Consider the following 19,075-nt stretch of genomic DNA (forward strand, 5'->3'; position numbering starts at 1 on the left):
GCGGACGCGCGGCGGGCCCGTCGTGCTCACGGTGCGGGCCGGTGCCCTTCGTGCTCGTGGTGCACCGCCGCCATCTGGCGTGCCAGTGCGCCCAGTCCGAGCAGGAGCCCGTCCCGCTCCGCCGGGGTCATCGCCGCCAGGATCCGCGCGTGCCGCTCCCGCCAGGCCCGCCGCAGCCGTGTGGCCTCCGCCCTGCCCGCGGGGCTGAGACGGAGGCTGAGGTTGCGCCGGTTGGACTCGTCACGGACGCGGACGAGCAGCTCCTTGCGCTCCAGCGACGTGCACAGACGGCTGATCCGGCTCTTGTCCAGCCCGAGCCGGTCCGCGATCTGCTGCTGGGTGACCTCACCGGCGGCGAGCAGCTCCACGAGAAGGTGCTCCTCGCTCGACTCGGCGTGCCGTGCCGTCATCGCCAGCAGGGTCGCTAGCAGCCTCTCCAACTGCTGGGCCTGGGCTTCCGGCACTGCGCACTCCCTTGCGAGCATCAACGGTTGATAGCGACAACGGTTGCGACTAGCATCGATGAACAACGGTTGCCGCTGTCAACCATCATAGGAGGAGCCATGCACGGGACACGGCGCAAGCAGCTTCACCACTTCGCGGACGGACAGGCCTACGACCGGCACGCGGCCCGCGTGTTCCGCGCCTTCCACCGGCGGGTGGCGCAGGACGTCGCCGCCGCCGCGCCGCGGAGCGGCACGGTGCTGGACGCCGGCTGCGGGACGGGGCGGGTCGCCGTCCAGCTCGCCGAGCTGCGCCCGGACCTGCGCGTGACGGGGATGGACCTCTCCCCCGGCATGGTGAAGACCGCCACCGCCCTGGCGGACCGTCACGGGCTCACGGACCGGGTGACCTTCACGGTCGCGGACCTGTCCGCCCTCGACCACCCCGCCGACTCGGTGGACGTGGTCGTCTCGACCGCGAGCATGCACCACTGGGCGGACCCGGCGGCCGTGATCGCCTCGCTGGACCGGGTGCTGCGCCCGGACGGCACACTCTGGATCTACGACATGCGCTGGATCTCCGCCGCCCCGGCCCGGGCTGCGGCCGCCGCCCACGACCGCACCACGACCCGCACACTCGTCCGCGCGGGCGCGCTGCCCCTCGCGCTCTACCAGCGGCTGGCGCTGGACGACACGTCCCGCTGAGCCGCCGTCAGGTCACCCGCTCCGGCCGGTGCTTCACCGCGCGCAGGCGGACCTCCGACGGGAGGCCGGACAGGCCCGTGGAGTCGGCGGCCGCCTTCAGGGCGCCGGAGCGCAGGTCCGTGACCGCCGAGGCCGGCTGCGCCCGGGGGCCCAGCAGCAGACCGATGCGGGCGCGCGGGGACGTACGGCGGCCCGAGAGGAAGACGTGGGCCCGTTCGACGCCGTCGATCTGCTGCGCCCGCTCGGCCAGCACGTCCTCCAGCGCCCGCCCCCGCAGCAGGATCAGCGGGGCGGAGCCGGACTCGCCCTGCTCGATGAGCACCTCGTCCAGCCGGCGCCGCCGCAGCTGGGCGAACAGCCACCACAGCGCGAGCAGGATCAGCACCGACAGCGAGCCGATGACGACCGGCCACCACCAGTCGTGGGCCGACAGCCGCTCCCGCGTCCCCCGACTCAGCAGCACGTCGTCCGGTCCGTCGTACGGCGTCCACGGCACGCCCGCGGCCGAGGCCAGCACACCCGCGGCGCCCACGACGAGCACCGCTCCGCCCAGGCCCAGCAGCACCCGGTTGACGATCGCCAGCATCCCCCTCACCCGTCCCTCAGCCCTTGGCCGCCGGCCGCCGCACCGACACGCTCAGCGCCGGCCGCCGGACCAGTCCCAGTTCCCGGATCCCCTCGCCGAGCACGGCCTCCAGATCGACCCGTACGTCGTCCAGCGACCGGAAGTGCGCGTCCGCGCGCGCCACGACGGACCGGCGCCCCACCTCGACCCGCACCGACTGCACGCCGGAGATCTGCATCGCCCGGTCCCGCAGCACCACGGCCGCCGCGGCCCGCTCGAGTCCCGCCCGCAGATCGCCGGACGCACCGCTCATGGGCAGCAGCCCGCGCAGCCCCGGCGTGGCCGCCAGCACGATCAGCACGGCGCCGAGCAGCAGCACCACCACCGCGACCAGCAGCACCCAGGGGTCGTCCAGGGGGCGCGTCGCCAGCTCGTCCGCGAGGCGCCGACGCCAGGCCATGGCCGGCTGCTCGGCCCGTACGGACACGATGTCGTACAGGAACATCCCGCCGACCAGCACCACCGCGCCCGCGGCGAGCGCGGCGGGCACCCGGCGCGACGACCAGAAGCGCCACTCGTCCTCGGGCTGCTCCCCCTCCGCGAAACCGGAGGCCGCCTCGCGCTGCTCGCCGAGCAGCGTGCCGCTCTCGTCGCTCATCGCACCCTCCCCTTCCGGGGCCGCTCCACGTCCAGCGCGTGCAGCCGCTCCACCTCGACCGCCACCTCCTCCGCCGTCAGCCCGGCCAGCTCCAGCACCCGTTCGGCGACCGCGCCGCGCACCACGGTGCACTGCGCGCGGATGTCGGACGGGAAGCCCAGCTCCACGCCCACCCGGATCCGGGCGGTCGCCCCCCGCCGTACGACGGCGGCGTGGCGGGACTCGGTTCCCGGAGCGCCGCGCAGGGCCTCACGCGCCGCCTGCGAGGCGATCTTGGCGATCACCCGGTCCTCTATCCGGGTGGAGCCCCGCTCGTGCGGGGGAATCGTCTCGGCCGCGGTCAACGCCCCTCACCTGCGCCGGTCTTCGCGCTCGCTCGGGCGGCGGAAGAAGTCGCCCGGCTCCAGATCGCCGTCGAGCACCCGCCCGACGACGAAACCGATCCCCCCGAGCGCGGCCACGAGCAGGAACGCCCCGAACCCGCCGAAGTAACCGGCGAAGCCGAGCGCCATGCCGGCGATCAGGCCGACCACTGCCATGCTCATCGTGTGCGCTCCCCTTGTCCGCTGCGTATCGGTGTCCGCGGGCCGGCTGCTACTGCAGCCGGGGCTGCTCCGCCTCGTCGTCCTCTTCGTCCTCGGGCAGCTTCACATCGCTGACGGCGATGTTGACCTCGACCACCTCGAGGCCCGTCATCCGCTCCACCGCGGCGATCACGTTCTCCCGTACGGAACGGGCGACCTCGGCGATCGCCACCCCGTAGTCGACCACGATCTCCAGGTCGAGGGCCGTCTGCAGCTCGCCCACCTCGGCCTTGACCCCGGCCAGGGTGCGGCTGCCGCCCCCGCCGGGCACCCGTTCGCGTACGGCCCCGATCGTGCGGGAGAGCCCGCTGCCCATGGCGTGCACGCCGACCACGTCGCGCGCCGCCAGCCCGGCGATCTTCGCGACCACTCCGTCGGCGATGGTGGTACGCCCCCGGGTGGCCGGATCACCGGTCCCGCGCCGTGTCGCCGGCTGCCGTACGGGTGTCGGGTCTGCCGTGGCGGACTCCTGGATGGTCGTCTCGCTGTTCACCGTCCCAAGCCTTTCGCCGACCGACTCATCGCGTAGGGCCACACTATCCGGCGGCGCCTGATACGGCAGGATGGCCGCATGGCGGTTGAGCACTGGGCACAGGCCGTACGGGCGCAGCTGGCGCTGGGCCGGCTCCTGCCGCTCGGCGACGCGGCGGAGGGCACGTGGATCGCGGAGTCCGCGGCGGCGTCGGTGCTGATGCGCTGCGCGGCCCCCGGCCTGCGCCCGACGTCGGTACGGCTCGCGCTGGCGGACCCCGAGACGGCCGGCGAACCCGCCGTCCCGCCCCCGGCCAGCGCGCTGCCGCCGGGTCCGCTCCGTATCGAGTGCCAGTGCGAGGCAGGGCACGGGGTACCCCTGCGGGAGGCGGCGACGGCGCTGCGGCTGGCTCTCCTGCGCACGGCGGAGGACGAACTCGGGCTGCTCGTGGACACGGTGGACGTCCACATCGCGGCGCTGGTGAACGAGGTACCACCGCCGGCCTCCCCCGAGCCCCCGCGGGCTGCGGGCTCCCCCCTCGCGGACATGCGGATCGCCCGCGAAACCCCGGACCACGCCGAGGCACACATCCGGGCGGCAACGGGCCACCCCCCGTTGGATGCAGCCCACGAAGCCCGCACCCAACTGGCCCCAAAACGAGTGACGGTACTGGTGACGGGGTTCGGGTGACCAGCGTCAGGGCGAGAGTCGCACCACCAGCCCGGCCGGCGTTTGAGGCCGAGCGCCGTCCAGGCGCGAAAAGCGGGCGCAGCCCGCGAAAGGGGACCGAGGGCGAAGCCCCCGCAGCGCGAACGCGAGCAGCGGGGGCCCGTGACACCTACTCGCCGACCCCCGCGAGGTCACGCAGCCTGCGACCCTGAGCCGCCCGCTCCGCCGCCCGCTGCTCGTCGTACGACCGCGAAAGCGCCCCACGCAGCAGCGCCTTGGTCTCGACGACCGCATCCCGCGGAGCGGCAAGCAGCGCACCGGTCAGATCGGACACCGCGTCGTCGAGCGCCGCACGCGGGACGACGAGATTCGCGAGACCCACCCGCTCGGCCTCCTCGGCCCGCACAAACCGCCCCGTGGCACAGATCTCCAACGCGCGTGCGTAACCCACGAGTTCGACGAGGGGCCGGGTACCACCGAGGTCCGGGACCAGCCCCAGACCGGTCTCCCGCATCGCGAACTGGACATCATCCGCACATACCCGCAGATCGCATGCCAGAGCCAGCTGAAAGCCCGCTCCAATCGCATGTCCGTGAACGGCGGCAAGGGAAACGATGTCATTACGCCGCCACCAGGTGAATGCCTCCTGGTATTCGGCGATGGCGCCGTCGAGCCGGTCTTCCGGATAGCGCGCCAGCTCGTGAAACGAGGGCATACCCGGAATACCTTCGGGCGAGATGACCCCGAGGTCGAGGCCGGCCGAGAAGGATTTACCTTCTGCGCGCAGCACGGCCACCCGCACCGATCCGGGCAACAGCCGTCCGGCCTCGGCGAGGGCACGCCAGGTGGCGGCCGTCTGCGCATTGCGTTTGGCGGGATTGTCGAGGGTCACCGTGGCGACGGAGTCTCCGTCACCGCCGAGGACGACCCGGACCCCGTCCTTGTTCAGCAGCTCAGTCATATACCGAACAGTAACCACCCGGCCGACCGAGGGGACGGCCGGGTGACACTGCTACTGCCGCTGTGCGGGAAAGAACCACGGCCTCAGGAGGAGGCCGCCTTCTTGCCCCGCGTCGCGCCGCCGCGACCGCGCAGGGTCACGCCGGATTCACTCAGCATCCGGTGCACGAATCCATAGGAGCGGCCTGTCTCTTCGGCCAGCGCCCGGATACTCGCACCGGAGTCGTACTTCTTCTTCAGGTCTGCCGCGAGCTTTTCGCGCGCGGCGCCGGTAACCCGGCTGCCCTTCTTCAGAGTCTCGGCCACCCGTGCCTCCTCATACGGAAGTGCGCTCTGCGACTCTCATGATCACCCCTTTATCCCGTGATGGCCACCCATTCGGCAAGGTCCGCGTCAACAGGTTTTTCCGGCGGGCGCCCGCGAGTGGATCCGGAGCGTCGAATTCCGGCACCGCGGGGCGGTGACCGAAAGCGGTTCCCTTCACAAAAGGGCTGGTCAGAAGCGTGCCGCGGAAGCCGGGAGCGCACCCCCGCGGCGATGCGCCCCCGGCCGGAGAGGCGCGCCGGGGGATGAGGGGGACTCACTCAGATGATGGATCACCCATGGGCCGAATGATCCAGAACTAGTGGATCAGTGGCCGGAGGGACCGCAAACGGGGGCCTCAGCGAGGCAGGGCTCGGGCAGTCGGGGCCTGCCTGAGCCCGCCCCGGGCTCAGGCGAGCGCGACCAGGTCGGCGTAGTCCTCGCCCCACAGGTCCTCGACGCCGTCCGGGAGCAGGATGATGCGCTCCGGCTGCAGCGCCTCGACCGCGCCCTCGTCGTGGGTCACCAGGACCACCGCGCCCGAGTACGTGTGCAGCGCGCCGAGGATCTCCTCGCGGCTGGCGGGGTCGAGGTTGTTGGTGGGCTCGTCGAGCAGCAGCACGTTCGCCGAGGAGACGACGAGCGTGGCGAGCGCCAGACGGGTCTTCTCACCGCCGGAGAGGACCCCGGCGGGCTTGTCGACGTCGTCGCCCGAGAAGAGGAACGAGCCGAGGATCTTGCGGACCTCCACCAGATCCATGTCCGGCGCGGAGGAGCGCATGTTCTCCAGCACCGTACGGTCCGGGTCGAGGGTCTCGTGCTCCTGGGCGTAGTAGCCGAGCTTGAGGCCGTGGCCGGGCTGGACGGAGCCGGTGTCGGGAGTCTCGATCCCGGCGAGCAGGCGCAGCAGGGTGGTCTTGCCGGCGCCGTTGAGGCCGAGGATGACGACGCGGGAGCCCTTGTCGATCGCCAGGTCGACGTCGGTGAAGATCTCAAGCGAGCCGTACGACTTCGACAGGCCGTCGGCCATCAGCGGCGTCTTGCCGCAGGGCGCGGGCTCGGGGAAGCGCAGCTTGGCGACCTTGTCGGACTGGCGCACCTCGTCCAGACCGGACAGCAGCTTCTCCGCGCGGCGGGCCATGTTCTGGGCGGCGACGGTCTTCGTGGCCTTCGCGCGCATCTTGTCGGCCTGGGCGTTGAGGGCGGCGGCCTTCTTCTCGGCGTTCTGCCGCTCGCGGCGGCGGCGCTTCTCGTCGGCCTCGCGCTGGGCCAGGTACAGCTTCCAGCCCATGTTGTAGACGTCGATGACGGACCGGTTGGCGTCGAGGTAGAAGACCTTGTTCACGACGGTCTCGACCAGGTCGACGTCGTGGGAGATGACGATGAAGCCGCCGTGGTACGTCTTCAGATAGTCGCGCAGCCAGGTGATGGAGTCGGCGTCGAGGTGGTTCGTCGGCTCGTCGAGCAGCAGGATGTCGGAGTCCGAGAAGAGGATCCGGGCCAGCTCGATACGGCGGCGCTGACCGCCGGAGAGGGTGTGCAGGGGCTGGCCCAGCACCCGGTCCGGCAGGCCCAGGCTGGCGGCGATGGTGGCGGCCTCGGCCTCGGCGGCGTAACCGCCGCGGGTGAGGAACTCCGTCTCCATCCGCTCGTAGCGCTTCATGGCCTTCTCGCGGGTGGCGCCCTTCCCGGTGCCCATCCGCTCCTCGTCCTCGCGCATCTTGCGGATCATCACGTCGAGGCCGCGGGCGGACAGGACGCGGTCGCGGGCCATCACGTCGAGGTCGCCGGTGCGCGGGTCCTGCGGGAGGTAGCCCACCTGGCCGCTGCGGGCGACGGCTCCGGCGGCCGGCTGCCCTTCGCCGGCCAGCACCTTGGTGAGGGTGGTCTTGCCCGCGCCGTTGCGGCCGACCAGGCCGATGCGGTCGCCCTTGGCGACACGGAAGGTGGCGGACTCGATGAGGACGCGGGCGCCGGCGCGCAGCTCCAGGCCGGTGGCGGTGATCACGGACTACTCCAGGGCAGGGGGAAAACGGACGGACGTCTGAACGGGGGCTTCGCGGTCGTGCGACGTCGGTCTAGTGCACGAGGAGATGGGCCATGGGCCCAGTGTATCCGGGGGCGGCAAGCGCTTTTCGCGGCCGGTCTCGGGCGCCGATGCCTGGCGTAATGCCCTGGAAAGGGCGGGTATGGCTTATTTGAACCATACTCGGCTGCATGCAGTTCGATGACAAGGCCGACCTGGACACCTCGCAGGTCCAGGACGTCCGGGGCAGAGGGCGGCTGGGCACGCCGGCGGTCAAGGCGGGCGGGCTGATCGGGCTCATCGTGGCGCTGGTCGGGCTGTTCTTCGGGGTGGGGACGGACCGCCTCGGCCTCACGGACGAGGGCGAGCCGGAACCGGCCACCACGACGGCGGCGGACCTGGCGCGGCAGTGCCGGACGGGCGCGGACGCGAACGCGAGCACGGACTGCCGGGTGGTGGGCGTGGTCAACAGCGTGCAGTCGTTCTGGTCACAGGAGTTCCGGCGCCGCGGCGGTACGTACCGGGACGCGGACACGGTCGTCTACTCCGGCGGGGTGCGCACCGCGTGCGGCAGCGCGTCCTCCGCGGTCGGGCCGTTCTACTGCCCCGGCGACAACCAGGTCTACCTCGACCTGACCTTCTTCGACGAGCTCCAGAGCCGCTTCGGGGCCAGCGGCGGCCCGTTCGCGCAGGCGTACGTCATCGCCCACGAGTACGGGCACCATGTGCAGTACCTCACGGGCGTCATGGACCGGATCGGACCGGACAGCGGCCAGGGCACGGCGAGCAACTCGGTGCGCCTGGAGCTCCAGGCGGACTGCTACGCCGGAGTGTGGGCGCACCACGCGCAGTCGACGCCCCAGCCGGGTACGGGGCGGCCGCTGATCACGTCGATCACGGCCGAGGACGTCCGGGACGGCCTCGACGCGGCGGCGGCGGTGGGCGACGACCGCATCCAGGAACGATTCACGGGGCGGATCACGCCCGAGACGTGGACACACGGCTCGGCGGCGCAGCGGCAGCAGTGGTTCGCGCGGGGGCTGCGGGAGGGCGATATGGGGATGTGTGACACGTTTCGGTGACGTCGGCCCACCGCGTGGGAGGAGCCGCTAACCCCGCCCCCCAGGGGCGTACGTGCCGAAGCTCCAGATGTTGCCCTCCAGGTCGCGGGCCATGTAGTCGCGCGCGCCGTACGCCTGGTCGGTCGGAGGCATGACGATCTCCACCCCCGCCGCCGCCGCACGGGCGTGGTGGGCGTCGACGTCGGACACCACCACGTAGACGCCGCAGGGGCCCGCGTTCTTCATCGCCTGGTCGAAGACGCCGCCGTTGCCCTTCGTGCCGAGCATGACCGCGCCGCCCGCGTAGCCGAGTTCCGCGTGGGCGACCGTGCCGTCGTCGTCCTCGAACACCGCGATGCGCTCCAGGCCGAACGCCTCCGTCAGCTGGTCGAGGGCCGCCTTCGCGTCGGCGTACAGCAGGGTCGGGTAGATGCCGGACATGTGCCAGTCCTTCCACGCGGGGAATGTGATCCAGGTCTCATCACACAGCATCCCACCGGGGTCTGACACTCGCCCTCCGGTCACCGGCGGGGTTGGCCTACGCCCCGCCCTTGTGCACCTCGAACGCCGCCCGCCGGACCGCCTTCGCCAGCGCGGGGTCCGGGTGCGCCGCCGCCAGCGCCACCAGGACCTGGACCGTGCGCGGGTGGCCCGCCGCGCGCACCTCCGCGAGCAGTTCGGGGACCGTCGCCTGGACGGCCGACTCGAGATGGCGCACGAGCAGGCGCTCCTCGCCGTGGTCGACCACGGCCGCGGCCGTGTCCACCCACAGCCACGTGGCCTCCGTACGGCTGAGCACCGACGGGGCGTCCTCGGGGTCCGCCCCCTCCTGCTCGGCCAGCCACAGCAGCGCGTACGGCCGCAGAACCGTCTCTCCGAGCACCGCCCGCACCGCGGGCTCCGCCGCCGCGCCGACGACCCGCAGCGCCTCGAAGGCGAGCCCGCGCAGCAGCGCGTCGTCGCCGCGCGCCGCGTCGAGCAGTTCGGCGACCGCCGTCGACGTGGGCCGGGCGGCGAACCACGCCCGGTACTCGGCCCGGGCCGGGCCCGGGGTGAGCCCGGCGCAGCCGCGGAGCATCGCGGCGGCCGGCTGTTCGATGTTCCCGCCCACGGGGCTCTGCGCGGCCACGCAGATCTGCTCGATCTTCGTCCACACCGCCCAGTGCCCCAGCGGCGTGAGCGTGACCTCGTCCCGCTCCTCGTCGCGCGTGAGCGCTCCCACGGACGCGTATCCGGCCAGCGCCCAGTCGAGCAGCCGGGGCAGCACGCCGTCGTCGGAGGCGGTGACGGCCCGTACCGGCCCCGCGGGCGCGGGTGCGGCCTCGTCCGTGCCGCCGGGCAGCGGCAGGCCCTCCTCGTCGTACGGGACCTCGCAGCGCTCCGTGCGGATCTCGGCGACCCGCTGCTGGAGGATGTCGAGCAGCGTGGGGACGCGTACCGGTCCGCCCGTGAGGTGCAGCAGGGCGAGCGGCTGCGGCATCGCCTCGACGACCTCGGCGACCGCCTCCGCGGACTCCTGCTCGGCGGCCGGATGGGCGAACGACCACGCGTCGAAGAGGGCGACCCAGCCGCGCAGCACCGCGCCGTCGTCGCTGTTCCAGGCGCGCAGCCGCCAGCCGGGGCGGGCGGTCTCGCCGTGCAGTTCGATCAGGCCGGCCAGCCGGGCCCGGGCCCAGTCGGCGACGACCTCGGCGGGCGTGGTGCCGAGCTGCTCGGCGGCCTCCGCCGCGGCGATCCGGCTGGGGGTGCCGACGGCCTCCGCCCAGTGCGCGACGCGGGCGGCACCCGCGAGGGTGCGGCGGGCCTGCGCGGCGAGCGTACGCGCGGGGGCGATGCCCTCCGGCGGCTTGGGGGCCGGGCGCACGGCCCGGTCGGTGACCGCCCGGCGGGCAGTCGCGGCCGCCTGCTGGGGATGCTTGCGCACGAGTCGGAGCGGAACGCTTCCTCGCGTGTTTCGGGCCGTCACGGGACACCAGTGTTCCTGTTCACGGCCGGAAAGCCCAATCCGGGGTCCCTCCCGGTGCTCGGCCTCGCCCGGCGGCGATGGTCCGATCGTCTCACCGCAGGTTCCGCTTCGTGTCCGTGGTGTTCACAACAACGGAGTGAGGAAGCGGCGCAGAGCCTCCTCGTACCCCACCGGGTCCGCGTTCCACATCGCCGCGTGGCGGGCGTACGGCACGGGGTAGAGGTGGATGCGGTCCGGATGGGCGGCGGCGAGGGCACGGGAGGCCTCCCAGGGGGCGACGGTGTCGTCGGGCCCGTGGACGAGGAGCGTCTGCGGGGCCCCGGGGCCCGGCCACAGGTCGTTCCCGTCCGGTGTGGAGCCCAGGCCCGTACGCTCCTCGGCGGCCAGCACGGCGAGGCGGCGCAGGGGCGCGGGGAGGCCGCGGGCGACGGCCAGCGCGGCGACGGTGGCCCGCCAGTCGAGGACGGGCGAGTCCAGGACGAGGCCGCTGATACGGGCCTTCAGCGGGGACGCGGCCGCCGTCCGCAGTGCCATGACGGCACCGCTCGACCAGCCGTACAGCACGACGCGGCGGGCGCCGTGGCCGACGGCGTGGCGGAGGGCGGCGTCCAGGTCGACCCACTCGGCGCGGCCCAGCCGTCCGGAGCCGTCGGCGGTGCGCGGGGCTCCGGGGTCCCCGCGGTGGGTGAGGACCAGGACGGGGAGGTCCAGCTTCCGCAGGAACGGCAGGACGCACAGGGCCTGCTCGCGGGTCGCGCCCAGGCCGTGGGCGGTGAGCACCCAGGTGTCCCTCGCTCCGGGGACGTACCACGCAGGGAGCGGCCCCAGCTCGCCCAGGACGGTGAGGTCCTCGTACGCGAGGCCGAGGGCGGTACCGGGGGTGCCCACGTGGATCTGCGGGGTGACGCGGAGCTTCCGGCCGGGGCGGAGAGGGGCCCCGGTGACCTGGGCGAGCTGGCGTTCCACCGTCCGCGCGCCCGCGGGGCTGTCCGCGGTCTCCGGGCCGATGACGGCGTGGACGTCGCCGTCGGTCAGGCCGTAGCAGCCGGGGAGCGTGGATTCGGCGGTGCGGGTGAGGCCGACGGTGGCGTCGTCCACGCGGCGGACGGTGACCGGTGGGCCGGTGAAGCCGGCCGGGTACTTCAGGCTCAGGGCAGCCGACGCCCCGATGCGGCCGGCGGCGAGCGCCGCCGCGGTCGCCGCCGCTGCGGCGGCCACGCCGGCCAGGGCGGTGGTTCTGCGCGAGGTCGCCGCGCGGGGCGGTTGTCGGGCCACGGTCCCATTGTCGGGGCGGGGTGCGAGGGCAACCAGTCGGCCGACGCGTCCTCTCCCGGACGCCCGCCCCTTCCCGGCCCGCCCCCTCAGCCTCCCTGGCCGTACCCCCGGAGTTGCTCCGCCACCCCCGCCAGCTCCTCCTCGGACAGCAGTGACGGCGTCAGGCCCGGGACCGACGCGGCGGTGAGCCAGACGCGGCACATCCACTCCAGCTGCGCCGTGCGGTCGTACGCCTGGGCCAGGGACGCGCCGTACGCCATCGTGCCGTGGTTGCGCAGGAGGCAGGCCGAGCGGCCTTCGAGGGCGCGCGCCATGTGGTCGGCCAGCGCCGGGCTGCCGTAGCGGGCGTAGGGGGCGACGCGGACGGGGCCGCCGAGGGCCGCCGTCATGTAGTGGATGGGCGGGAGTTCGGTGACCAGCGTCGAGACGGCCGTGGCGTGCACGGCGTGCGTGTGGACCACCGCGCGGGCGTCCGGGGCGTGCGCGTAGACCGCCAGGTGCATCGGGAGTTCGCTGGTGGGGCGGAGGGTGCCGGCCATGCGGCGGCCGGCCAGGTCGACGGCGGTGAGGTCGTCGGGGCCGAGGCGGTCGTACGGCACCCCGGTCGGGGTGACGAGGACCTCGTCGCCGACCCGTACCGAGACGTTTCCGGAGGTGCCGACGACCAGTCCCTCCGCCGCCGTACGCTGTGCGGTGGCGACCAGTTCCGCCCACGCCGACTGCCGCGCCGGTTCATCCGGCTGCGAGTGGGACGAGTTCACTGCTGGCTCGGTTTCCTTTCGTGATCGAGGGTTCGTATCCGATGGGTGCTTGTCCGGGTACGTACGGTTCCGCACCGAATGCTCGGTCGTGGGTGACACGGAGGTGAATCGTCCGTGACATGCGTCACCTTGGATCGGGATGGTTTTGTGGCGGAAAGCCCCGGATAGCAAGGCTCTCGACGCTTGATCGTCGACATTCGTTCACTGACGTCATCGATACGACCGGCTCAGTTCACCTTCCGTTCACCCGGGCTACCTACGTTCCTCAAGCCCCCAGACGTTCGAGTGGATTGTTGGGTCTCCATGGAACACCTCACTCTCATCATCGGAGTCGTGATCGTCACGGCTCTGGTGTTCGACTTCACGAACGGGTTCCACGACACGGCCAATGCCATGGCCACCACAATCTCCACCGGGGCTCTGAAGCCCAAGACCGCGGTGGCGATGTCCGCAGTGCTCAACCTGGTCGGCGCGTTCCTCTCCGTCGAGGTCGCCGCGACCATCTCCAAAGGCATCATCGACGAAGGCTCCGGTATCCGGCCCGAAGTGATCTTCGCCGGTCTCGTCGGCGCGATCGTCTGGAATCTCCTGACGTGGCTGGCCGGTCTGCCGTCCAGCTCCTCCCACGCCCTGTTCGGCGGTCTGATCGGCGCGACGCTGGTCTCCGTGGGCTTCGACGGCGTGCACTTCGACGCCGTGGTCATGAAGATCCTGATCCCGGCCGTGGCCGCCCCGATCGTCGCGGGCGTCGCCGCGCTGCTCGCCACCCGGCTGACGTACAAGCTGGCCCAGGGCCGCGACCCGCAGGACACCACCAAGGGCTACCGGGCCGGGCAGATCGCCTCCGGCGCGCTGGTCTCCCTCGCGCACGGCACCAACGACGCGCAGAAGACGATGGGCGTCATCACCCTCGCGCTGGTCACCGGCGGCGTCATCGCCCCGAAGTCGGACCCGCCGCTGTGGGTCATCGTCTCCGCGGCCCTCGCGATCGCGCTCGGCACCTACCTCGGCGGCTGGCGGATCATCCGCACCATGGGCAAGGGCCTGACGGACATCCAGCCCCCGCAGGGCTTCGCCGCGCAGACCTCCTCCGCGGCGGTCATCCTCGCCTCCTCCCACCTCGGCTACGCGCTGTCCACCACCCAGGTCTGCTCCGGCTCGATCATGGGTGCGGGCAAGGGCCGCAGGGGCGCCGTGGTGCGCTGGGGGACGGCCGGGCGGATGGTCGCCGCCTGGGGTCTGACCCTGCCGGCCGCGGGTCTGGTGGCGGGCCTGGCCGCGCTCCTCGCGGACCGCGGCGACTGGGGGGTCGCGACGGTGGCCGTCCTCGGTCTCGCCGCCTGCACGGCGATCTGGGTGGCCTCGCGCCGCAAGCCCGTCGACCACACCAACGTCAACGACGTCGACCCGGCGACCCCGATCGAGCCGGTGATCATCCCCTCCCCCGCGGCCGCCGCCGCGACGCCTGCGCCGCAGGCCACGGTCTGAGACAGGCAGGAGCGTTCACATGCACATCGACTGGTCCGCCCTCGGGCAGGTCTTCGGCGTCAGCGTCGTCGTGACGGTGGCAGTCGTCGGCCTCTTCACCCTGGGCATCGTCGGTACGGCGCGGCGGCCCCAGGCCGTGGAGGCGGGAAGCGACGGTACGACGGCGGCTGCGGGCTCCGTCTCCACCTCGACCTCGACCTCGCCGACCGTCGGCGCCCGCGCCGGTGCGTACGCCTGCTTCGCGCTGTGCGCGGCGGCCGTGGCGTACGGCATCTGGATCATCGTCGCCGGCTGACGGCGACCCGGCGACCCTTCCGGGGGCCGGTGCGGCAGCTGCCGACGCTTGGAGATCCCCCGTGCGCGCCCCTGCCGGCGCGCGGAGCCCCCGCGCGCTCTACGGCCTCACCGCTCGCCGCGCCTGCGGGCCAGCACCACGCCGCCGGCGCCCGCGCCCAGCAGGACGACCGCGGCGCCCGCGATCACCGGCGTGGCGGAGCTGCCGCCCGTCTCGGCCAGGTTCTCCCGGTCGGACGTCTGCGGTTTGACGTCGGCCGCCGGGTCGTCCGGCGTCCCGGTGCCGCCGGAGGACCCCCCGTGCCCTCCGCCGGCCGGCGCGGCCGGCGACTCGCAGGCCGCCTCGACCAGGGACACGCGGCCCTCCACCTCGGCCACGTTCAGGTGGAGCGGGTCGACCGACACCTTCAGCTCCAGGGCGGCGGCCGTCGCCGACTTCTCCGTGGTCCTCGTCTGCGAGAAGCCGAGCGACACCTGACCCACGGCGGGCACATTGACCGTGGTCGGCGGCCCGCCCACCGTGACCTTCAGGCTCTTGCCGAGGATCCGGACCGGGCCCGCGATGACGGACTCCGCCCTCGGCCGCTTCCCCGCCTCGCAGACCGCCGTGGAGGTCACCGCCTCCACCTCGATCAGCGAGAGCGCGGGCAGCCCCGGTACGTACACCTTGGCGTGCGCCAGCTGGGACTTGGCGCGGGCCACGCGCTTGTCGGCGTGCGCCTCGGCCTTGGCGACCTCCGCGCCGAGCATGGTGACGGGCTGCCCCTGGTCGACACCGTCGAGGGTGACGGTGAGGGCGGTCTTCTCCGCGCTGGCGGGGGCGTTGACCTCGTTGAGGGAGGTGTGCAGCGGGACCTGGATGCTCTTGTTCAACAGGGACACGTCCAGGCCGGCGCGCAGGACGGCCGCCGAGGCACGGCCGTCACCACCCGTCGCGTGTGCGCTCGGGGCGCCGATGAGGGCGACGGGGACGGTCGCCAGTGCGGTGGCCGCGAATGCGCCGGCAACGCGGCGGCCGAACACCGCTGCCGGGGTTGGGCTGTTCAAGATGGGACCTCTTGTGTGGTTTGCCGTCAACAACACGCCCAGCCTTACGCACTGAGGGTGATCGCACGGCAACTCTGTGCTCGTTCACCCCATCGGGTGAGTTTCAACCCGTGGGCCCCATACGGAACATCAGCCCCCGCTTGTCACCCCACCACCCGTCCGCGCAGGACGATCCGCCGCGGCGCGGACAGCACCCGGGGGTCGGCGCGCGGGTCCGCCTCGTAGACGACGAGGTCCGCCGGCTCGCCCTCCTCCAGCCCGGGCCGGCCCAGCCACTCCCGCGCGCCCCAACTCGCCGCGGACAGCGCCGCGGTGACGGGCAGACCCGCCGCCACCAGCTCCTGGACCTCCTGGGCGACCAGACCGTGCGCGAGCGAGCCGCCGGCGTCCGTTCCGGCGTACACCGGGATGCCGGCGTCGTAGGCGGAGCGGACGGTGTCGTAGCGGCGCTCGTGCAGCCGGCGCATGTGGTCCGCCCAGCGCGGGAACTTCGCCTCGCCGCCGTCGGCGAGCGCGGGGAAGGTGGCGATGTTGACCAGGGTGGGCACGATCGCGACACCGCGCTCGGCGAACAGCGGGATGGTCGCCTCGGTCAGCCCGGTCGCGTGCTCGACGCAATCGATGCCCGCGCGCACGAGGTCCTCCAGGGAGTCCTCGGCGAAGCAGTGGGCCGTCACGCGCGCCCCGAGCCGGTGCGCCTCCTCGATCGCCGCCTGGACCTCCGCACGGGGCCAGCAGGCGCCCAGATCGCCGGTGCCGCGGTCCAGCCAGTCCCCCACCAGCTTGACCCAGCCGTCGCCGCGGCGGGCCTCCCGGGCAACGTATTCGACGAGGTCCGCCGGCTCGATCTCGTGGGCGTAGTTGCGGATGTAGCGGCGGGTACGGGCGATGTGCCGGCCGGCGCGGATGATCCGCGGCAGGTCCTCGCGCCCGTCGATCCACCGGGTGTCCGCGGGCGACCCGGCGTCGCGGATGAGCAGGGTGCCGGCCTCGCGGTCGGTGAGCGCCTGCTTCTCGCTGGTCTCCTCGTCCACGGCGCCGTGCGCGTCCAGCCCCACGTGGCAGTGCGCGTCGACGAGTCCGGGCAGCGCCCAGCCCTCCACCACGGTGACGTCGCGGACCCCCGTGGGCCGGTCGTAGCTGATCCGGCCGCCGAGGACCCAGAGCCCGTCCCTGACGTCCTGCGGTCCGGCGAGGACGGGCCCCTTGATGTGCAGCGCTGCGCGTTCACTCATAGCCCGCAGGGTAGAGCGCCGCCGGGCGCATCCCGCGCTCCCGCCCCGCGGCGGGCCGGGCGGGCGGCCTTCGGGTGAATACGCGGTGTCGTCGACGAATACCGGAGCGGAATTCGTGAGGCGACATTTCACGCGCATTTCCTTCGACTCTCCTGCCCCGAAAGGCAACGGCCAAACATAAGGGTTTCGCCAACACTTTCGAGAATGTGACCCACCCCACAACGCGCCCGTTTTCACCGGTAATTACCGGACAGATCGGCCCAGCATCGGGCGGCTTCTATAACACGAACCCGGCCGGTCCGTAAGACCTCAGGGGCATGCGATCCGCATTTCTGCTCGGTAAATTGCCGGAACATGACTGCCGCACAAGCAGACCTGGCCCAACCGACCGGGAATTCCCCGGAGATGACGGAGGAGGAGCCCGAGCTCGGACCGCCGCGGGTCGCGGACGGCGCGGAACTGTGGCGCATCGCCCGTGACTCGAGGACGCTCGACCTCAACTCCTCCTACAGCTACCTGCTCTGGTGCCGCGACTTCGCCGAGACCTCGATCGTGGCCCGCGGACCGGGCGGCCGCCCGGTCGCGTTCGTCACCGGCTATCTGCGCCCCGACGCGCCCGGCACCCTGCTCGTCTGGCAGGTGGCCGTGGACGCCGCGTACCGCGGGCGCGGCCTCGCCGGGCGGATGCTCGACGCGCTCGGCGCCCGGGTGCGCGCCGCGTCCGGCGCGCACCGGCTCGAGACCACGATCACCCCCGACAACACCGCCTCCGACCGGCTGTTCACGGCGTACGCCCGCCGCCACGGGGTGCCGCTCGTCCGTGAGGTGCTGTTCGAGGACCGGCACTTCCCGGACGGCCACCAGGCCGAACTCCTCTACCGCATCGGACCCCTGACCTCCACAGGAGAGAAGCTGTGACCATCACCCCGCCCGCACTCAGCGTCTTCGAGACCCTGGAGTCGGAGGTGCGCAGCTACTGCCGCGGCTGGCCGGCCGTCTTCGACCGCGCCCAGGGCAGCCATCTGTACGACGAGGACGGCCACACCTACCTCGATTTCTTCGCCGGTGCCGGAGCGCTCAACTACGGGCACAACAATCCCGTTCTGAAGCGTGCCCTGCTCGACTATCTGGAGCGCGACGGGATCACCCACGGGCTCGACATGGGAACGACCGCCAAACGGGCATTTCTGGAGACCTTCCAGAATGTCGTCCTGCGGCCGCGCGATCTGCCGTACAAGGTGATGTTCCCCGGCCCCACGGGTACGAATGCGGTCGAGGCGGCGCTGAAGCTGGCGCGGAAGGTGAAGGGGCGCGAGTCGATCGTGTCGTTCACCAACGCGTTCCACGGTATGTCGCTGGGCTCGCTGGCCGTCACCGGGAACGCGTTCAAGCGGGCCGGTGCGGGGATTCCGCTGGTGCACGGGACGCCGATGCCGTTCGACAACTATCTGGACGGGCAGGTGCCGGATTTCCTCTGGTTCGAGCGGCTGCTCCAGGATTCCGGGTCCGGGCTCAACCATCCGGCGGCCGTCATCGTCGAGACCGTGCAGGGTGAGGGCGGCATCAACGTCGCGCGGGTGGAGTGGCTGCGGGCGCTCGCGGATGTGTGCAGGCGGCACGACATGCTGCTCATCGTCGACGACATCCAGATGGGGTGCGGGCGGACGGGGCCGTTCTTCTCCTTCGAGGAGGCGGGCATCGTGCCGGACATCGTGACCCTGTCGAAGTCGATCAGCGGGTACGGGCTGCCGATGTCGCTCACACTCTTCAAGCCCGAGCTGGACGTCTGGGAGCCGGGCGAGCACAACGGGACGTTCCGGGGGAACAACCCGGCGTTCGTCACGGCCACGGCGGCGCTCGACGCGTACTGGGCCGACGGGCAGATGGAGAAGCAGACGCTCGCGCGGGGGGAGCAGATCGAGTCGGCTCTCGTGGCGCTGTGTGCGGAGCCTTCGGCTTCGGGGGCGGTGTATCGCGGGCGGGGGGTGGCGTGGGGGGTCGAGTTTCCGGATGCGGGGCGGGCGGCAGCGGTGTGCCGGCGGGCGTTCGCGCTGGGGCTCCTCGTCGAGACGTCCGGGCCGGAGGGGGCTGTGGTCAAGCTGCTGCCCGCCCTCACGATCAGCCCTGACGGGCTGGAGGAGGGGTTGCGGATTCTGGCGCGGGCCGTCCGCGAGACGGCTCACGCCGGGTGACCGTGGCCTCGTCCTGCGTCGCGCTGCGGGGGCTCCGCCCCCGGTCCCCCGTCGCGGCCTGCGGCCGCATCGCGCCTGCGGCGCTCGTCCTCAAACGCCGGACGGGCTGGGAGTGGGACCTCCGCCGTGCCGCCTGGCGGCGGGCGTTTCGGCGCTGCGCGCCTCGTTCTCAGACGCCGGACGGGCTGGGGGTGCGATCTGCATCGCTGTGCCCCGAACCGGTCAGTCGGCGCTGCGCACCTCGTCCTCAAGCGCCGGACGGGCTGGGGGTGGGACCTCCACCCCCATGCCCCGAACCGGTCGGTCGGCGCTTCGCGCCTCGTCCTCAAGCGCCGGACGGGCTGGGGTGGGACCTCCACCCCCGTAACCCG

The 19,075-nt window shown here is 72.7% G+C and carries 22 protein-coding genes; 7 read left to right on the top strand and 15 right to left on the bottom strand.

Annotated elements, in window-relative coordinates:
- Window positions 1-26: 26 nt before the first annotated feature.
- Window positions 27-464, bottom strand: a complete 438-nt coding sequence (locus AB0M28_RS21670) for a MarR family transcriptional regulator (RefSeq protein WP_365407189.1) — start codon at window positions 462-464, stop codon at window positions 27-29.
- A 99-nt stretch (window positions 465-563) separates the two neighbouring features.
- Between AB0M28_RS21670 and AB0M28_RS21675 the strand changes: the two genes are divergently transcribed.
- A complete protein-coding gene (locus tag AB0M28_RS21675; protein ID WP_365407192.1) occupies window positions 564-1,148 on the top strand; it encodes a class I SAM-dependent methyltransferase in 585 nt (194 codons plus the stop codon).
- Window positions 1,149-1,155: 7 nt separating this feature from the next.
- Here AB0M28_RS21675 and amaP read toward each other — a convergent pair whose 3' ends face one another.
- The 5 genes from amaP to AB0M28_RS21700 are packed head-to-tail and all read right to left on the bottom strand — an operon-like array spanning window position 1,156 to window position 3,430.
- On the bottom strand, window positions 1,156-1,734 hold the full coding sequence (gene amaP, locus AB0M28_RS21680) for an alkaline shock response membrane anchor protein AmaP (protein WP_365407195.1): 579 nt from the start codon (window positions 1,732-1,734) through the stop codon (window positions 1,156-1,158).
- A gap of 16 nt (window positions 1,735-1,750) precedes the next feature.
- Window positions 1,751-2,371, bottom strand: coding sequence for a DUF6286 domain-containing protein (locus AB0M28_RS21685; protein WP_365407198.1), 621 nt, complete (start codon window positions 2,369-2,371; stop codon window positions 1,751-1,753).
- Entirely contained in the window at window positions 2,368-2,715 is a 348-nt protein-coding gene (locus AB0M28_RS21690) for a hypothetical protein (protein WP_365407201.1), read from the bottom strand. Before AB0M28_RS21690 ends, AB0M28_RS21685 begins: the two co-directional genes overlap by 4 nt.
- Before the next feature lie 6 nt (window positions 2,716-2,721).
- Window positions 2,722-2,916 carry a hypothetical protein gene (locus AB0M28_RS21695; protein ID WP_365407203.1) on the bottom strand — a complete coding sequence of 65 codons (195 nt, stop codon included), beginning with the start codon at window positions 2,914-2,916 and terminating at the stop codon, window positions 2,722-2,724.
- Window positions 2,917-2,965: 49 nt separating this feature from the next.
- Window positions 2,966-3,430 (bottom strand): Asp23/Gls24 family envelope stress response protein, encoded by a 465-nt coding sequence (locus AB0M28_RS21700; protein ID WP_365407277.1) that lies wholly within the window; start codon window positions 3,428-3,430, stop codon window positions 2,966-2,968.
- A 96-nt stretch (window positions 3,431-3,526) separates the two neighbouring features.
- Here AB0M28_RS21700 and AB0M28_RS21705 point away from each other — a divergent pair, with 96 nt between their 5' ends.
- Window positions 3,527-4,117, top strand: a complete 591-nt coding sequence (locus tag AB0M28_RS21705; RefSeq protein WP_365407206.1) for a hypothetical protein — start codon at window positions 3,527-3,529, stop codon at window positions 4,115-4,117.
- Between the two features lie 148 nt (window positions 4,118-4,265).
- Here the strand turns inward: AB0M28_RS21705 and AB0M28_RS21710 are convergent, their stop codons facing one another.
- The 3 genes from AB0M28_RS21710 to AB0M28_RS21720 all read right to left on the bottom strand — a co-directional run bounded on the left by AB0M28_RS21710 (window position 4,266) and on the right by AB0M28_RS21720 (window position 7,367).
- Window positions 4,266-5,057: an enoyl-CoA hydratase/isomerase family protein gene (locus AB0M28_RS21710; protein ID WP_365407208.1), complete on the bottom strand. Its 792-nt coding sequence runs from the start codon at window positions 5,055-5,057 to the stop codon at window positions 4,266-4,268.
- A gap of 83 nt (window positions 5,058-5,140) precedes the next feature.
- A complete protein-coding gene (locus tag AB0M28_RS21715; RefSeq protein ID WP_323377788.1) occupies window positions 5,141-5,362 on the bottom strand; it encodes a helix-turn-helix domain-containing protein in 222 nt (73 codons plus the stop codon).
- Between the two features lie 406 nt (window positions 5,363-5,768).
- Window positions 5,769-7,367 (bottom strand): ABC-F family ATP-binding cassette domain-containing protein, encoded by a 1,599-nt coding sequence (locus tag AB0M28_RS21720; RefSeq protein ID WP_365407210.1) that lies wholly within the window; start codon window positions 7,365-7,367, stop codon window positions 5,769-5,771.
- A 209-nt stretch (window positions 7,368-7,576) separates the two neighbouring features.
- Between AB0M28_RS21720 and AB0M28_RS21725 the strand changes: the two genes are divergently transcribed.
- Window positions 7,577-8,467, top strand: a complete 891-nt coding sequence (locus tag AB0M28_RS21725) for a neutral zinc metallopeptidase (protein ID WP_365407213.1) — start codon at window positions 7,577-7,579, stop codon at window positions 8,465-8,467.
- A 27-nt stretch (window positions 8,468-8,494) separates the two neighbouring features.
- Here the strand turns inward: AB0M28_RS21725 and AB0M28_RS21730 are convergent, their stop codons facing one another.
- From AB0M28_RS21730 to AB0M28_RS21745, 4 genes are all read right to left on the bottom strand, one after another.
- Window positions 8,495-8,887, bottom strand: a complete 393-nt coding sequence (locus AB0M28_RS21730; RefSeq protein ID WP_365407216.1) for a VOC family protein — start codon at window positions 8,885-8,887, stop codon at window positions 8,495-8,497.
- A gap of 97 nt (window positions 8,888-8,984) precedes the next feature.
- Window positions 8,985-10,370, bottom strand: a complete 1,386-nt coding sequence (locus AB0M28_RS21735; protein ID WP_365407219.1) for a hypothetical protein — start codon at window positions 10,368-10,370, stop codon at window positions 8,985-8,987.
- A gap of 165 nt (window positions 10,371-10,535) precedes the next feature.
- Complete coding sequence (locus tag AB0M28_RS21740) at window positions 10,536-11,687, bottom strand: hypothetical protein (RefSeq protein ID WP_365407222.1); 1,152 nt, start codon at window positions 11,685-11,687, stop codon at window positions 10,536-10,538.
- Between the two features lie 86 nt (window positions 11,688-11,773).
- Window positions 11,774-12,448, bottom strand: a complete 675-nt coding sequence (locus AB0M28_RS21745; protein WP_365407224.1) for a class II aldolase/adducin family protein — start codon at window positions 12,446-12,448, stop codon at window positions 11,774-11,776.
- Window positions 12,449-12,751: 303 nt separating this feature from the next.
- On the opposite strand from AB0M28_RS21745, the gene AB0M28_RS21750 reads away from it, so the two are divergent.
- Together AB0M28_RS21750 and AB0M28_RS21755 are read left to right on the top strand one after the other, a co-directional pair.
- Window positions 12,752-13,936 carry an inorganic phosphate transporter gene (locus AB0M28_RS21750; RefSeq protein WP_365407227.1) on the top strand — a complete coding sequence of 395 codons (1,185 nt, stop codon included), beginning with the start codon at window positions 12,752-12,754 and terminating at the stop codon, window positions 13,934-13,936.
- A 19-nt stretch (window positions 13,937-13,955) separates the two neighbouring features.
- Window positions 13,956-14,231, top strand: a complete 276-nt coding sequence (locus AB0M28_RS21755; RefSeq protein ID WP_365407230.1) for a hypothetical protein — start codon at window positions 13,956-13,958, stop codon at window positions 14,229-14,231.
- 107 nt (window positions 14,232-14,338) lie between these two features.
- On the opposite strand, the gene AB0M28_RS21760 is transcribed toward AB0M28_RS21755, so the two are convergent.
- Together AB0M28_RS21760 and AB0M28_RS21765 are read right to left on the bottom strand one after the other, a co-directional pair.
- Window positions 14,339-15,277, bottom strand: coding sequence for an SCO1860 family LAETG-anchored protein (locus AB0M28_RS21760; protein ID WP_365407233.1), 939 nt, complete (start codon window positions 15,275-15,277; stop codon window positions 14,339-14,341).
- Window positions 15,278-15,420: 143 nt separating this feature from the next.
- A complete protein-coding gene (locus AB0M28_RS21765; protein WP_365407236.1) occupies window positions 15,421-16,512 on the bottom strand; it encodes an amidohydrolase family protein in 1,092 nt (363 codons plus the stop codon).
- A gap of 405 nt (window positions 16,513-16,917) precedes the next feature.
- On the opposite strand from AB0M28_RS21765, the gene ectA reads away from it, so the two are divergent.
- Both ectA and ectB read left to right on the top strand, forming a co-directional pair.
- Window positions 16,918-17,430, top strand: coding sequence for a diaminobutyrate acetyltransferase (ectA, locus tag AB0M28_RS21770; RefSeq protein ID WP_365407280.1), 513 nt, complete (start codon window positions 16,918-16,920; stop codon window positions 17,428-17,430).
- Window positions 17,427-18,704, top strand: coding sequence for a diaminobutyrate--2-oxoglutarate transaminase (gene ectB / locus AB0M28_RS21775; RefSeq protein WP_365407239.1), 1,278 nt, complete (start codon window positions 17,427-17,429; stop codon window positions 18,702-18,704). The genes ectA and ectB overlap by 4 nt, the downstream gene beginning before the upstream one ends.
- Window positions 18,705-19,075: the final 371 nt, after the last annotated feature.

Source organism: Streptomyces sp. NPDC051940 (assembly GCF_040680895.1).
Taxonomy (GTDB): Bacteria; Actinomycetota; Actinomycetes; order Streptomycetales; family Streptomycetaceae; genus Streptomyces.